General features: G+C 70.1%; 10 protein-coding genes. All 10 read right to left on the minus strand.

The features are described 5' to 3' along the window. Positions 1 to 8: 8 nt before the first annotated feature. The 10 genes from fxsT to FNH08_RS06895 all read right to left on the minus strand — a co-directional run bounded on the left by fxsT (position 9) and on the right by FNH08_RS06895 (position 15,119). Entirely contained in the window at positions 9 to 3,947 is a 3,939-nt protein-coding gene (fxsT, locus tag FNH08_RS06850; protein ID WP_152770343.1) for an FxSxx-COOH system tetratricopeptide repeat protein, read from the minus strand. Continuing rightward, the gene (gene fsxC / locus FNH08_RS06855; protein ID WP_152770344.1) at positions 3,944 to 5,194 is read right to left on the minus strand and encodes an FxsC protein; all 1,251 of its coding nucleotides are present in this window, start codon (positions 5,192 to 5,194) and stop codon (positions 3,944 to 3,946) included. The genes fxsT and fsxC overlap by 4 nt, the downstream gene beginning before the upstream one ends. Next, positions 5,194 to 5,856 (minus strand): TIR-like protein FxsC, encoded by a 663-nt coding sequence (locus tag FNH08_RS06860; protein WP_152770345.1) that lies wholly within the window; start codon positions 5,854 to 5,856, stop codon positions 5,194 to 5,196. The genes fsxC and FNH08_RS06860 overlap by 1 nt, the downstream gene beginning before the upstream one ends. Then, positions 5,849 to 6,679: an aminoglycoside N(3)-acetyltransferase gene (locus FNH08_RS06865; RefSeq protein WP_152770346.1), complete on the minus strand. Its 831-nt coding sequence runs from the start codon at positions 6,677 to 6,679 to the stop codon at positions 5,849 to 5,851. Before FNH08_RS06865 ends, FNH08_RS06860 begins: the two co-directional genes overlap by 8 nt. A gap of 6 nt (positions 6,680 to 6,685) precedes the next feature. Then, complete coding sequence (locus FNH08_RS06870) at positions 6,686 to 8,821, minus strand: FxsB family cyclophane-forming radical SAM/SPASM peptide maturase (RefSeq protein WP_152770347.1); 2,136 nt, start codon at positions 8,819 to 8,821, stop codon at positions 6,686 to 6,688. Between the two features lie 22 nt (positions 8,822 to 8,843). Next, positions 8,844 to 9,044: a hypothetical protein gene (locus FNH08_RS06875; RefSeq protein WP_152770348.1), complete on the minus strand. Its 201-nt coding sequence runs from the start codon at positions 9,042 to 9,044 to the stop codon at positions 8,844 to 8,846. 211 nt (positions 9,045 to 9,255) lie between these two features. Further along, entirely contained in the window at positions 9,256 to 10,776 is a 1,521-nt protein-coding gene (locus FNH08_RS06880; protein WP_152770349.1) for an amino acid permease, read from the minus strand. Between the two features lie 137 nt (positions 10,777 to 10,913). After that, entirely contained in the window at positions 10,914 to 12,830 is a 1,917-nt protein-coding gene (gene dxs, locus FNH08_RS06885; RefSeq protein WP_322723891.1) for a 1-deoxy-D-xylulose-5-phosphate synthase, read from the minus strand. Positions 12,831 to 13,035: 205 nt separating this feature from the next. Then, complete coding sequence (locus FNH08_RS06890) at positions 13,036 to 14,331, minus strand: sugar ABC transporter permease (RefSeq protein WP_322723893.1); 1,296 nt, start codon at positions 14,329 to 14,331, stop codon at positions 13,036 to 13,038. Then, a complete protein-coding gene (locus tag FNH08_RS06895; protein WP_152770350.1) occupies positions 14,328 to 15,119 on the minus strand; it encodes an ATP-binding cassette domain-containing protein in 792 nt (263 codons plus the stop codon). Before FNH08_RS06895 ends, FNH08_RS06890 begins: the two co-directional genes overlap by 4 nt. Between the last annotated feature and the right edge of the window lie 156 nt (positions 15,120 to 15,275).

The raw sequence follows: 15,275 nt of genomic DNA on the forward strand, positions 1-15,275 counted from the left end.
CGGGTCCGTCAGATCGGGTGCGGGTCGAGTTCCAGGCCCACCCGCTGGCCGCTGCGCAGCCGGGTCACCTTCGAGTGGGCGGCGCCGAGCTTGGCACTCAGCACGTCGAGGCTCTTCCGGGCCAGTTGATCCGCCTCGTCGGTTCGGCCGGTCTCGCGGAGCAGCACCGAGAGGTTGCCCAGACAGGTCAGGGCCGTGGGATGATCCGCGCCTAGGCGCTCGTACAACTCCTCATACGCCTGGCGGTAGTTGCGTTCGGCGTTCTCTGTGTCGCCGAGGGCGGCCTCGGTGTTCGCCAGGTTCATCTGGCAGTTCAGGCTGAAGGGATGCTCCGGACCGAGGGTGGTCCGCAGCCTGGCACGGGCCTGCTCGCACACTTCCCGGGCCCCGGCGAGCCGGCCGGTCGCCAGCAGGTTGATGCCGTGGTTGACCGCGCACGCCAGCGAGTTGGGGTGACCGTCCCCGAGCGCGGCGCGGAACCGGTCGAGCAGATCGGTGGTCTCGGCGCATGCCTCCTCGTGGCGCTCCGCCGCCGCGAGGTGACCCGCGAGGCCGAGGCGCACCACCAGCGTCTCGGGCGAGGCGTCACCCAGGCGCCGTCGGCAGATGTCGAGCACGTCCTGACTGAGCTCGATGGCCTCCGTCAGCTTGTCCAGCCGGCGCAGCGTGATGGCCAGCGCCTTCGCGGCCTCCAGCGCCGGTGGTGACTCGGGTCCGAACTCGACGATCATCTTGTCGTAGACACTGCGCAGGGTCTCGGCAGATGCCTCGTACTCACCGCACGAACGCAGGTCCCGGCCGAGGTTGACCTGGGAGAGCAGTGTGTAGGGGTGCTTCGCGCCCAGCGTCAGCGCACGGAGGTCGCAGTTGTCCTTGTCCACGCTCTGCGCCTCGAAGCAGTGCCCGGCCATGCGCATCGACACGGCCAGGTTGTTCGCCGCGAACAGGGTCCGGGGGTGGTCGTCGCCCAACTCGTCCACGGACCGCTTGTAGGTCTTGCGGTCGATCTCCAGTGCCTCCTCGACCCGGCCCACGGCCCGCAGGTCGGCTGTGAGGCCGCCCGCCGTCATCAGCGTGTGCGCGTCGTCCTCGCCCAGGGCCTCGCGCTGCCGCTTGTAGACGTCCTCGTCGATTTCGAGGGCCCTGTTGTACCAGCCCTGGAACCGCAGCACGTTGGCGATCTCGAAGCGCAGGTGCAGGGTCCAGCGGTCGTTCGGGCCCGCCTCCTTCTGCCAGATGGTCAGCAGCTCGTCCGCGAGCGACATGGCGTCCGCGTACTCGCCTCGCGCCCGCAGGTAGCGCAGCCACTCGGTCATCAGCCGCCGGATGCGGTTGTCGAGCGAGTACTTGGTCCACGGTGTCTTCAGGTGGGGCCAGATGGTGTTGTAGCGCGACCAGTTCGCCGGGCGTTCCACGTCGCCCTCGGCGGGGCGGGCACCGCTGAGCACGTTGCGGACGACGCGCAGCGCGTCCTCCTGCTCCGCTTCGGACATCGACGAGCGCACCGCCGCCTGCACCAGCCGGTGCACCTGGACGTGGCGGCTCTTGCGGTCGACCTTCGCCAGGGCGTACCGGTGCAGTTGCTGGATGGCCCGGGACACGAGCGCCGTGCCGTCACTGCCCGGCTGCAGTTCGCTGAGGGCGTCGCCCATCTCCTTGCCGTGCACGAGGTCGAAGGAGATGGGGTCGGCGCCGAAGTGGGAACACAGCTGCAACAACCGCCGGGCGACCGGGGAGTTGAGCTGCTGGATGGAGATGTTCCAGGTCGCGCCCACCTGGAGCGGATAGGTCTCGGCGTCGGTGACCGCCCTCAGCGTCGCCAGCTGGGGTCGCAGCAGCTCCAGGTACTCGGCGGCGTCCTGTCCGGTCTCGTTCAGCCATGCGGCGGCCTGGTCGACGGCCAGCGGCAGGTCGCCGAGCGCCTCCGCGACCCGGTCCGCCTCCTCCTCGCTGATGGCGGACACCCTGTGCCGGAGGTGGTCGACGCTCTCGACGCGCGAGAAGACGTCGACCTCGACGCGTTCGCCGATCTGGGCCCAGCCCTCGTTGCGGGTGGTGATCAGTACGTGGCCGGTGGGGCTGTTGACCAGCAGGCGCTCGATGGACTCGGGAGTCGTCGCGTTGTCGAAGACCAGGAGCCACCGGTCGTACTTCGTGCCCCGGCGCAGCCCGTCGCGGACCGCGTCGGCCGTGGCGCTGATGCTGTCCCGTTCCTCGATGCCGAGGTGCGGGGCGAGTTCGGAGTACTGGCGCAGCGCGAGGTCGCCGAACTCCGCCTCGATCCACCAGACGACGTCGTAGTTGCCGCGGTACCGGTGGGCGTACTCGGTGGCCAGCTGGGTCTTGCCGACGCCGCCCATGCCGTGCAGGAGGGTGGCGGTGCCGGTGGCCGCGAGCCGCAGACGCAGGGTCTCCAGCAGCTCGGTGCGTCCGGTGAAGGCGGCGTTGCGCACCGGGGCGGACCACACGGGCGGCTCCGCGCCGGGGAAGCGGGGACCGCTGACGAAGGCGTCCGCGGGGTGCTCGCCCTGGACGACCTGCACGTCCAGGGCCCGCAGCAGGGCGTTCCTGGCCTGCGCCTCGGTCATGTTGGCCAGATGGATCGGCTTGCGGTCCGAGAACGGGTGTCCCCGTCGCACGTCACCGACCTGGATCGGCACCAGGGTGCGCCGTGAGGCCATCGGGTCGGCCGCGGCCACGGCCTCCCACACCGCCCTTTCCTGGGGGGACTTCTCGTAGGCGGCGGACAGCACGGCCACCGTACGGGAGGCACCGCGCACATTGCTCTCCGTGTCGTCGCGCAGCAGGACACCGGCGGCGGAGCCGTCCTCGGAGCGGGCGTCGCCCACGGTGAAGCCCGCGTCGCTGAGGACCCTCCTGATCCAGTCCGCCCATGTCTGGTCCTCGGGCACATGGCTGAGGAACACATGGGTGGGGTCCGGCGGCCGGCGGCGTACGACGGCCTTGAGATAGCTCTGGCGCTCCTCGTCGGTCATCGGGGCGAGACAGCTCACCTCGCCCTCGGTGATGACCGAGGTGAGCCGTTCGCAGGCGGCAAGCAGGGAGGCCGGGGTCCCCGGCTCGTCGCGGAAGGTCGCCAGGATCTCCTCGTAGGCATAGGTGGGCTTGTACGGCACCTCCACGTTGCCCCAGTAGCGGCGGGGGTCGACGTGCGGGGTGCGTACCAGGAGCTGGTCGAAGGTGAGCCGGACCTTGGCCCGCGCGGCCTCCAGCCGGTCCGCCTCGGAGTCCTCCACCCGCATGGGCACCGGCAGGATCCGGATGCGGCGGTCGCCGTAGGTGTCCTTCACCCGGCGGGCGACGGCCGCCGCGCCCTCGATGCTCTGGTCGTTGTGGGTGAAGCAGTTCACCAGTACGTCGGGGAAGTGGATCGTGCAGATGTCGGAGATGTCACTGAGGCCGGTGCGGCTGTCGACGAGGACGTAGTCGTAGCCGCGCCGGAACTGGGCGCACAGGGCGTCCAGGAACTGACCGCCGTACTGCTCCTCGTAGAAGCGGTTCCAGTTGAACTGGGAGAAGATGGAGGAGTAGTTGCGGTCCTGGCGGCCCGCCGAGATGTAGTCCAGCCGGCCGCCGGACGGGAAGGTCCACAGCAGCGGCGAGACCGCCTGGCCGATGTCTGCCTGGCCCGTGATCCAGGCCGTGTCGGCCTCGGTTCCGTGCAGGGAGTCGACCCGCAGCATGTAGTCGTTGATGAGGTCCAGTACGCCGGGGCGGTCACGCAGCGCGCTCGGTTCCAGGAACGGGTGCAGGAAGCGGTCGAGGCCGGGCGCCTCCAGGTCCCAGTCGACCACCAGGACCCGTTTGCCCTGTGAGGCGGTGATCCAGGCCGTGTTGGCCAGTGCCATGGTGCGACCAGTGCCGCCCTTGTAGCTGTAGAACGTGACGATCTTGCCGCCTTCGGGGCGGGAGAGCGCGCCGGTCACGGTTGGGCCTCCTGGTCACCCTGCGGCGGCTCCGTCGGCGCCGAGGGCCTCGTCGAGGATCGTAGCGGAACTCGGTTGAGGTATTGCTGGGCCGCGGTGTCGGCGAGCTCCATGAAGAGCGAGTTGAACGCCTCGGAGTTCTGGATGCGGCCCAGCATGGCGCCGCGCTGGATGGGGCGGCTGCCGCTCAGCCGCCGGGGCAGCACGGACCTGAGCCGCGCTTCGAGATCGCCGCGCGCGTGCCGGGTCTGTGGGTCGTCGGCCAGCGGGGCCAGCACGGTCACCCAGGGCAGGTCGCGGGCGTCGAAGGCGCGCAGCCGGGCGGCGGCCGCTGGGTCGTGCAGGATCCAGGGGTCGAGGATGAGCACCCACGGGCGCCTGGTCTCGCGCTGTCCGAGGAAGACGGGCTCGGCCTCGTCGTACGTGCAGATCTCGGGGGCGAATCCGAGGTTGCGGGCGAGTTCGGCGGTTCGTTCGGCCAGCGGTGTGCCGTAGCCGTCGCTGAAGGGCTGCCAGTCCCGTGGCTCGCGACCGTACTTGGCGTCCCTGCGGCCGGGCGGCAGATGGTCGATGTCCGGGGCGAGCACGGCGATGCCCAGCGGATGCCAGGACGAGGCGGTGAACGCGTCCGGTACTTCGTCCAGATGTGCGAACTCGGCATCGTCCGGCACGGGTTCGGGCGCACGGCTCGCGGCCTGTACGACGCACTGGGCGATCCTGCGGACGCACTGGTCGTAGTAGGGCTTGTCGGAGTCCCGCCGCAGACCGGACAGGCCGCCGGTCTTGTAGCCCTCCGCCGCGTCTCGGTCGACGTACGACGGTGTCGCCGGCCGGTCGGGCACGGGCAGACCCAGGTCGACGACGACCGGGCGCGCGGTGGTCGGCACGGGCGTCCACAACACCGGAATGAGAGCGCCGCGCTGGGGGCGCTGGGGGCGGTGGGTGAAGGCGTACCACTGCCGGCCGCAGTGGACGTCGGTGAAGTAGCGGCGGGTGATCACGGCGACGAAGGTGCGGCTGCGGTGCAGGGCGCTCACCGTGCTCGGCCCGCCGCGGTCGGCGGCGTCGAGATGGCGGACGGTGGAAGGGGGCGCGTGGGTCCCGCTCATCGAGATGACGGCCCTGGTCAGGTCGTCGCAGAACTCCAGCACCTTCTTGTCGGCCGCCGGGGGGCCCGCGTCCACGTCGCCTTCCGGCGGCGGCACGGGGGCGTAGCTGAAGAAGAAGTGGGGCGCGTCGTCGTGCATCAGTGTTCCTCCCCCGTCGATCGCTTCAGGGAGTCGAAGAGGTGGTCGAAATCGCCCGGCTCGCACGGCTCCAGACGTGCGCTGACCGCCACCTCGACGATTTTGAGGGCGAGTTGGTAGACCACCTTGGTGAAGGTCGCGTGGCGCCCGTACTTCAGCAGGCCGCGCAGCCCCATGTCCGCGTAGGCGGTCCCGAATGCCTGGTGGGTGTACTGAACGTCGCGGTAGGGAGGGGGTATCTCCTCGGGCCGCAGCGGGTTCCACAGGACCGGGACGATGGCGTTGCGCGTGAACGTGCCTCGCTCGCGCTGCAGTTCCTGCCGCAGCTCGAAGCACTGCCATTCCAGGGCGCACCAGTCGCTGCTGAACAGCCGCTGGGACAGGAGCGGCACGAGGACCTGGCATCGCGCGAGGTGCCCCTTCAGCTCGTCCTCCCACAGGGTGCCGAGCGGCATCCGCTCGTCGAGGTAGACCGCGGGGATCTTGGCGTCCAGGTCGGTGAGTTCCATCAGGTCGCCGGTCAGCTTGGCATGGAAGTGGCGCAGCAGTTCGTCCGGCGGCCTGTCGCTCTCGGGCACGTGGGGCGTGCGGCCGTAGCTGAGGAACCCGTAGGGCTGCTGGACGCTGCGGCGCGGCCTGTTGTCGTCGGAGCGCTCACGCACGGTCGGCCTCCGCGGATTCGTCGCGGGGCACCGTGCGGCGGGCGGCCATCCAGGGGGCGGCCGTGTCCACGGCCCAGCGCAGCGGGAGGAGCCGGCTGTCCGCCGCGCCGATACGGCCGCGGACGATCGGGCCGCGGCCGACCGGCTGCGATGTCTCCAGCCATCGGCCGAGTTCCCCGAAGTCGCTGTCGTCGAGATCGACGTCGTCGAAAGCGGTCCAGCGCGGGCCGTCGTCGGTCATCCGCCGGCAGTCGTAGCGGCGGCGGACCGGGGCGGGCCGACGGTACTCCGACAGGTGGAAGGCCGAGCAGACCTCGAAGCCGACGCCCAGCAGCAGGATGTGCGCGTCCTCGTCGTACAGACGGCCGAGCGGGGACTCCTCGCCGAGCAGGCAGTTCAGGGCGTGCCCGGAGGTGATCCGGGCGGCCCGGGGTCCGAGCGCGGCGAAGGACGTCTGCGGGTGGTCGCTGCGCACGGCTCCTGGAGTGACCCGCACCCTCTCCGCAAGCCGTCCCATGCCGTGGGAGGGGGTGGAAGCCGCGCTGAAGGGCTCCATGTTCTCATGGTAGGACAGAAGTTGATGTCCGGTCAGATCTCGCGTCATACGGATGTATGTCCGTGATGTCAGGGAATTGCTCTCTGTGAACGTGGGCACCACCAGGGTGCCGCCGGGACCGAGCACGCCCCGCAGTGCGCGCACCACCGTCCGGCTGCCGTCGCGTACCGGACCGACGGACCGCAGGGACGCGTGCACCAGCAGCGTCGTGGCCCTGTCGACGCCGAGTTCGCGCAGGTCGGCGGTGAGGGAGTCCTCCGTGTGCATCCCCGGTCAGCCCTGCAGCCTGGCGGCCATCCGGCGTCCGTGTGCGGTCAGGTCGTCGTGGTGGGGGATCGCCCGTGCGGGAAGGCGGTTCAGGTAGGCGGACCGGAGACCTTCCCTGGCCTCGTCGTCGGCGGCGAGATCGAACAGGTCCAACAGGGCGTTGAACTTCACCTGTTGCACTCCTTCCACGATCAGGCCGGCCAGCGCTTCGGAGGTGTCCGGCAGGGCCAGCCCCAGGGCCCCGAAGGCGTGCGGGTCGGCGGCCACGTGGCCCTGCTGCCCTTCGCCGTGCACCGGAGTGCACGCGGTCAGCAGGGCGCGGACTCCCGGTGCGCGGTGTGCGTGCCGGGCGCGAAGGTGCTCGGCTGCCTCGGTGAACGACCGTGCCCACCGGTCGTACTCCGTCTCGTCCAGTCTGGGGGCGGGCTCTGCCGCGAAGCCGTCGCGGTAGGGGTCGCCGTCCTCCAGGAGGACCGTGAACTCCTCTGTGACGATGCCGCGTACGGGTTCCCAACCGATGCCGAGGCCCGCGGCCTCGCTGACGGGAAGCGGCCGGCCGCCCGGCCGGGCGTCGAGCAGCAGGGCGCCCGCACGCGCGACCAGCGCGACGGGCCCGTGACCGGGCGGCAGGGTCAGCCGTCCGATCCCCGGCAGATGCGCCCCCACGGCCCGCTCCGGCAGGTCGAACCGGTGCTCGGCGCCCGCACGGAGCGCGACCGCGACGGCGATCTCGCCCAGCCGCTGCCGTACGGCGGCCGCGGGCACCCTCCCTTCGAGGCTGCGTACCGCCCAGGTGCCGAGCTGAGGATGACGCACGATCTCGGCGGTCTCCCGGGGCCGGTGCCGGTCCAGTCGGGTCACGGCGCTCGCCTCGGGTCCCGGGTACCGGGCGCACACCGCGCCGAGCAGCATCCGGCGGATGCTGGCCTCGGCACCGACGAGGGCGCGCAGCGCCTCGCCGTCACCGTCGCCCGCGGCGAGGGAGTCGAATCCGTGCGCGGTCAGCGTGTGCCGGTGGTGCGCCGGCCGCGGGGCCCGCAGGATGTGTCCGATCAGCCGGAAGAGGTCCTCGCAGTAGACCGAGGGGTTGTCGAAGCCGTTGTCGGACCGGTAGCGGTGGCCGTACAGTCCGCCCCCGCAGATCTCCACCACGGAGCAGTCGCGGCACTGCCGGCTCAGCGCGTCCACTCCCCCGGTCTGGGCGAGGAAGCCGGGGTGGGCGGCCGCCTCGTCGAAGCTGTGCCGCAGGACGTGGAACCCCGTGGCGGGCGCGCCGTGTCGTGCCGTCTTGAGCCAGTCGGCCTGCTCGATCTCACCGTCGGTCTCGATGACGGCCAGGTCAGGGGCGGCGAGTCCGAGTGCCTCGGTGAAGGACTCCCGCCCGTCCCGTCCGGCCTCGATCGAGTCGAAGAGACGGACCGGGAAGGGCCGGCCGTCGGCGGTCCAGCGGTCGTGGACGGTGGTCAGCCAGCGCGCGTGGGCGGCGGGGTGTGCGGGGTCCCCTGCCGGCGGCCGGTCCCAGGTGGCGTGGGGGAGCAGGAAGTCCACGTGCGGCGGGTCCAGCGCGGCGAGGGCGTCGTAGACGGCGACCGGGTCGTTCCGCACGTCGACGGTGCACAGCAGGCCGGCGAAGGCGCTGCGGTAGGCGGGGGAGCCGATGAGCCGCACCCCCCGGACGACGGCGTCGTACGACCCGGTGCCGTTCGCCCGTTTGCGGTGCCGGTCGTTGGAGGCGCGGTCGCCGTCGAGGGAGATTCCGGTGCTGATCCGTTCACGGACCAGCATGCGGCACAGGTCCTCGTCCAGGAGCAGGCCGTTGGTCTGCATGTGCAGGGCGAGGTCGCACACGCCGTCCAGCGCGACGCGCAGGTCCCCGGCGATCCGGGCCAGCCGCTCGCGTCCGGCGAGCAGGGGTTCGCCGCCGTGCAGGACGACGTGCACACGCGAGACTTCGGGGTGGGCTCTGGCGTGCTCGGCGATCCGGGACACCACGGCGGTGGCCACCTCGTCGGAGATCACCTTCGGCCGGCGCCGCCAGCTCTGGTCGGCGTGGCGGTAGACGTAGCAGTGATCGCAGGCCAGATCGCATCTGCTGTGCACCTTGAGGACGAACTGGCGGAACGCTCTTGTCCCGGCGGTCATCGGCCCATGGTGTCCGGGGTAGTCAGATGCTCGAGTCGAAGCTGGGTCCCGGCCGCAGTGCGGGCGACAGCAGCCTGTCCAGCGTCCGCGGGTCGATGTCGCCCAGGCCGTCCAGCGGGGTGGCTTCGCAGTCGGGGATGCGTGTCACGAGGTGCCGCGGCCGCGGGGGCGCTGTCGGTAACGCGCTCTGAAAGCCACCGGAAACCTCTGCGGCATTCGTCATCGCGGTCTCCTTCGCCGGTTCGTGGAAGCGCCCGAGGGGGCGGATCCCCATCAGTGACAAGGGCGGCAAAGGTAGCTTACGCGCCCGCTTCCCCGCGGTAACGGCCAATTCTCGTCAAGGTGGGCGCGCGTAGCGCACGGGCAGCACGCGTCCGGCCCCGGGGTTCCCGCCGAAGGAACGTACGGAGCCGGAACGTCAGGGTCGTTGCCCCCTACGCGTGGTCGCTCGGCGGCTTCGTGACCTCACCGGTCGTCGTCTCCTCGGGCCGTCCCAGCCGGCTGTGCGTGCGGCCGTACAGGAAGTACAGGACGAAGCCGAGGACCATCCAGACGGCGAAGCGGGTCCAGGTCTCGGCCGGCAGGTTGAGCATCAGCCAGAGCGAGGCGAGGACGGACAGGGCCGGGACGACGGGCACCCACGGGGTGCGGAACGCGCGGGGCAGGTCGGGCCGGGTCCGGCGGAGGATGATGACGCTGACCGCCACGACGACGAAGGCGAACAGCGTGCCGATGTTGACCAGTTCGGCCAGTTCGCCGAGGCTCGTGAAGCCCGCGACGACCGCGATGACCACGCCGAGCAGGATGGTCGGCCGGTGCGGTGTCCGGTACCGGGGGTGGACGTGGGAGAAGAAGCGCGGCAGCAGCCCGTCACGGCTCATCGCGAAGAACACCCGGGTCTGGCCGAGCAGCAGGATCATGCAGACGACGGTCAGGCCGACGGAGGCCCCGAAGCTGATGAAGCCCGCGAACCACGGGTGCCCGGTGGCCTTGAACGCGTCGGCCAGCGGGGCGTCCACGGAGAGCTTGGTGTAGTGCTGCATGCCGGTCACCACGATCGACACCGCCACGTAGAGCGCGGTGCAGATGAACAGTGAGCCGAGGATGCCGCGCGGCATGTCCCGCTGCGGGTTCTTCGTCTCCTCGGCCGCCGTGGCCACGATGTCGAAGCCGATGAAGGCGAAGAAGACGACGGACGCGGCGGTGAAGACGCCCATCACACCGAAGTTGGAGGGTGCCCAGCCGAACAGCAGCTGGACCAGCGGGGACTGGAGGTCGCCACCCGCCTCGACGGCCTGCGCCTTCGGGATGAACGGGTCGTAGTTGGCGCCCTTGATGAAGAAGGCACCCGCGACGATGACCACGAGGACGACCGTCACCTTGATCGCGACGACGAGCGAGGTGATGCGGGCCGACAGCTTCATGCCGATGACGAGGATGGCGGTGAGGACGAGGACGAGCCCGGCGGCGAGGATGTCGAAGCCGAATCCGTCGGCCCCTTCCCTGCCGCTGAGCGCCTCGGGCATCTGCCAGCCCGCGTTCTCCATCAGCGAGCGGATGTAGCCGGACCAGCCGACCGCGACCACCGCCGTGCCGAGCGCGAACTCCAGCACCAGGTCCCAGCCGATGATCCAGGCGGGCAGCTCACCGAGCGAGGCGTACGAGAAGGTGTACGCGGACCCGGCGACCGGGACCGAGGACGCGAACTCGGCGTAACAGAGCGCGGCGAGCGCGCAGACGACTCCGGCCACGACGAACGCCAGGGCGACCGCGGGCCCCGCGTTGTTCTTGGCGACCGTACCGGTGAGGACGAAGATGCCGGTGCCGATGATGACGCCGACGCCGAAGACGGTGAGATCCGTGGCGGACAGGGACTTCTTGAGCGCGTGCTCCGGTTCCTCGGCGTCCCTGAGCGACTGTTCGACCCGTTTCGTCCTGAAGAGGGTGCTGCTCATGCGCGTACCTCCCACGCTGTGTCGTCCCCGACATGATCGAGAGGGGGCGTAGGGCGTATGCCCCAGCGCGGTGAATTCACGCGAATGGGCCGGTCCCACCACCGTAAAAGGTGGTGGGACCGGCCCTTGCGCATACCTCAGTCGCGGGCGGGCTCCACCGACTCCACCTGCTCGAACCGGCCGTCCAGCTTGGAGACGAGACCGGTGACCTGGCGGGCGATGTCCGGCGCGGTGAGGCCGATCTCCGCCATGACCTCGGCGCGGGTGGCGTGGTCCAGGAAGCGCGGCGGAATTCCGAAGTCGCGCAGCGGGACGTCCACACCGGCGTCGCGCAGGGCCTGGGCGACGGCCGAGCCGACACCACCGACACGGGAGTTGTCCTCGACGGTGACGACCACGCGGTGCTGCTCGGCGAGCGGCGCCATGGCCTCGTCGACGGGCTTGACCCAGCGCGGGTCGACCACGGTCGTGGAGATGCCCTGCTGGTCGAGCAGGCCGGCGATCTCCAGGCACATCGGCGCGAGGGCGCCCACCGACACCAGCAGCACGTCCGGCGCGTCGGTGCCCGGCTCGCGCAGCACGTCCATGCCGCCGATACGGCCGACAGCGGGTACGGCGGGACCTACCGCGCCCTTGGAGAAGCGGACCACGGTCGGGGCGTCCTTGACCTCCACGGCCTCCCGCAGCTGGGCGCGCACCTGGTCGGCGTCACGCGGCGCGGCGAGCCGCAGCCCCGGTACGACCTGGAGGATCGACATGTCCCACATGCCGTTGTGGGAGGCGCCGTCGGTCCCGGTGATACCGGCCCGGTCCAGCACGAACGTGACCCCGCACTTGTGCAGGGCCACGTCCATCAGCACCTGGTCGAAGGCGCGGTTGAGGAAGGTGGCGTACACGGCGAAGACGGGGTGCAGTCCGCCCGTGGCCAGACCGGCGGCGGACACGGCACCGTGCTGCTCGGCGATGCCCACGTCGAAGACCCGCTCGGGGAATGCCTTGGCGAACTTCTCCAGACCGACCGGCTGGAGCATGGCGGCGGTGATGGCGACGACGTCCTTGCGCTCCATGCCGAGCCTGACCATCTCCTCGCCGAAGACGGACGTCCAGTCGGCACCGGAGGAGGCGATCGGCAGACCCGTGTCGGGGTGGATCTTGCCGACGGCGTGGAAGCGGTCCGCCTCGTCCTGGAGGGCGGGCTGGTAGCCGCGGCCCTTCTCGGTGAGGCAGTGCACGATGACGGGGCCGCCGAACCGTTTGGCCCGCACGAGCGCGGACTCCAGGGCTTCGATGTCGTGGCCGTCGATGGGGCCGACGTACTTGAGCCCCAGGTCCTCGAACATGCCCTGGGGGGCGATGAAGTCCTTCAGGCCCTTCTTCGCGCCGTGCAGGGTGTCGAAGAGCGGTTTGCCCACGACCGGGGTGCGCTCCAGCACTTCCTTCGTCCGGGCGAGGAAACGCTCGTACCCCTCCGTCGTGCGCAGCGTGGCGAGGTGGTTGGCCAGGCCGCCGATCGTCGGGGCGTACGACCGCTCGTTGTCGTTGACGACGATGACCAGGGGGCGGTCCTTGGCGTCCGCGATGTTGTTGAGCGCCTCCCAGGCCATACCGCCGGTGAGGGCGCCGTCACCGATGACGGCGACCACGTGGTCGCCGCGTTTGCGGATCTGGTTGGCCTTCGCGAGGCCGTCGGCCCAGCCGAGGACCGTGGACGCGTGCGAGTTCTCGATGACGTCGTGCTCGGACTCGGCCTGTGACGGGTAACCCGACAGACCGCCCTTCATCTTCAGCTTCGAGAAGTCCTGACGGCCGGTGAGCAGCTTGTGCACGTAGGACTGGTGGCCCGTGTCCCACAGCACCTTGTCCTTCGGGGAGTCGAAGACGCGGTGCATGGCGATGGTGAGCTCGACCACACCCAGGTTGGGCCCCAGGTGGCCGCCGGTCTTGGACACCGCCTCCACGAGGAAGGTCCGGATCTCCTCGGCCAGCTGGTCCAGCTGCTCCAGGCTGAGCCGGTCCAGATCGCGCGGTCCCCTGATGCGGGTCAGCAGCGGCACCCGTGCCTCCTTGCAGTGTGCGTTCGAGCGTTGCCGGGTCCGGTCGAGTCTAATGTTCCGCCCGTACGGCCGACGCCCGGCCCGCGCGTCATACTCACGCGATCGGCCGCAGACAACAGTTCCCCGCGCCCCAAAGGGGCGCGGGGAACTGCGCGACCAGCCACGTACAAGCCGCAGCCGAACAACAACAAGCAGCCCTACGGCACTACGCGCGACCCGCGGTCTTCTGCGTACGACGTGTGACCGAGTCAATAACAACCGTCGTCAGCAGAACCCCCGCCGTGATCATGTACTTCACCGGCTCCGCGATCGACTCCAGCTGCAACCCGTACTGGATCGACACGATCACCATCACACCCAGCAGCGCGTTCCACGTACGCCCACGCCCACCGAACAGCGACGTACCACCGATCACGGCCGCGGCGATCGCGTTCATCAGCAGGTCACCGGTACCGGCACTCTGGTTCGCCGAAGCGATCTTGGAGGCCAGGAACAGGCCGCCCATCGCCGCGAACCCACCGGAGACGGCGAACACGGAGATCCGCACCGCCGTCACGTTGATACCCGCACGCCGGGACGCCTCCACGCTGCCGCCGAGCGCGAAGATCTTGCGGCCGTACGAGGTGCGGCGCAGCACGAAGTCGGTGGCCACCAGGAACACCAGGAAGATCACCGTGGCCAGCGGCAGGCCCTTGTACTGGTTGTACATGGCGGCCGCGGCGAAGGAGATCACGGCGAGCAGCACCGTACGCAGGAGCGTGTCGCTGAGCGGCCGCGACGGGATGCCGACCGCTTCCCGGCGGCGGTTGCCCAGGAACGAGGTGACGAAGAACACCGCGACCACCACGGTGGCAAGCCCGTACGCCGCCGCGATGTCCGTGAAGAAGTACGTGGTCAGCTTGCCGATGAAGCCGTCGCTGTCGAGGTTGATCGTGCCGTTCTCGCCCAGCGTCTGGAGCATGAAGCCCAGCCAGAAGAGCAGGCCGGCCAGGGTGACGGCGAACGCGGGCGCGCCGAGCACCGCGAAGAAGAAGCCGTGCGCCGCGCCGATGGCCGCACCCGCGGCGATGGCGAAGAGCACCGCCGCCCACTCGGGCCAGCCCTGGTTGACCGCGAGGACGGCCGCGATGGCACTGGACGCGCCGCTGACCGAGCCGACGGACAGGTCGATCTCGCCGAGCAGCAGTACGAAGACGATGCCGACGGAGATCATGCCCGTGCCGACCATCGTGACGGAGATGTCGCTGAGGTTCTGCGCGGAGAGGAACGCCGAGTTCAGGCTCTGGAAGACGACACAGATGATGAGCAGACCGATGACGACCGGGATGGAGCCCAGTTCACCGGCCTTCATCTTCCGCCTGAACTCACCGACGTAGCCCGTGAGGCCCCGCTCGCGGACGAGGAGCCGGGGGTCGACCGCGGTCACCGCGGCGGCGGCGGCCTCGGGGTTCTCGACGGCGTGCTCGTCCGTCGCGGTGGTGGAGGTCTTGTCGATGCTCACTTGGAAACCTCCCCGTTCGTGCGCGCCGCACGGCGGGTCACGGCGTTGTCGGTGGCGCCGGTGATGGCGGAGATGATCTCCTCCTGCGAGGTCGACTTGACCTCGAAGACGCCGTTGTTGCGGCCGAGGCGCAGCACGGCGACCTTGTCGGCGACGGCCTTCACGTCGGCCATGTTGTGGCTGATGAGAATGACCGCGTGGTTGCGCTCGCGCAGCCGCTCGACCAGGTCGAGGACCTGGGCGGTCTGCTCGACGCCGAGGGCCGCGGTGGGCTCGTCGAGGATGACCAGCTGGGGCTCGCCGAGCATGGAGCGGGCGATGGCCACCGTCTGGCGCTGGCCGCCGGAGAGCGAGGCGATCGGGATGCGCACGCTGGGAATGCGGATCGATAGCGTCCGCAGCAGTTCCTGGGAGCGCCGCTCCATCTCGACCTCGTCGAGGACGCCCCACTTCCTCAGCTCACGGCCGAGGAAGAGGTTGCCGACGACATCGATGTTGTCGCACAGCGCGAGGTCCTGGTAGACGGTCGCGATGCCCAGACTCTGGGCGTCGTGCGGCCTGTTGATCTGGACGGCTTTGCCGTCCCATTCGATGACGCCCTCATCGATGGGGTGTACGCCGGCGATCGTCTTGACCAGCGTGGATTTTCCGGCGCCGTTGTCGCCGACCAGGGCGACCACCTCACCGGCGTGGACCTCGAGCTCTACATCGGTGAGCGCCTGTACGGCACCGAACCGCTTGGAGACCCCGCGCAACGCCAGCACGGGCGTAGCGGACACGTGAACCATCTCCTTCGCCGCCTGACCCGGCGGAAGGGTTCTGCAGAGAAAAGCAGAGAAAAACGGGGGGGGTTGTTCCGTCCGGCGCCCCGCTCTAGCTTGCGGGGCTGTCTGATGCGCGGGGCGCCGGAGGAGCCGTGGAGTGGACCGGACCCCTGTCAGGGG

Source organism: Streptomyces spongiae, from assembly GCF_009377185.1.
Lineage (GTDB): Bacteria > Actinomycetota > Actinomycetes > Streptomycetales > Streptomycetaceae > Streptomyces > Streptomyces spongiae.

Excerpts from the sequence above, each read along its gene's own strand:
- FNH08_RS06865 (WP_152770346.1), bottom strand. The coding sequence starts at position 6,679 with ATGCACACGGAGGACTCCCTCACCGCCGACCTGCGCGAACTCGGCGTC.
- FNH08_RS06870 (WP_152770347.1), bottom strand. The coding sequence starts at position 8,821 with ATGACCGCCGGGACAAGAGCGTTCCGCCAGTTCGTCCTCAAGGTGCAC.
- FNH08_RS06880 (WP_152770349.1), bottom strand. The coding sequence starts at position 10,776 with ATGAGCAGCACCCTCTTCAGGACGAAACGGGTCGAACAGTCGCTCAGG.
- fsxC (WP_152770344.1), bottom strand. The coding sequence starts at position 5,194 with ATGCACGACGACGCGCCCCACTTCTTCTTCAGCTACGCCCCCGTGCCG.
- FNH08_RS06875 (WP_152770348.1), bottom strand. The coding sequence starts at position 9,044 with ATGACGAATGCCGCAGAGGTTTCCGGTGGCTTTCAGAGCGCGTTACCG.
- FNH08_RS06895 (WP_152770350.1), bottom strand. The coding sequence starts at position 15,119 with ATGGTTCACGTGTCCGCTACGCCCGTGCTGGCGTTGCGCGGGGTCTCC.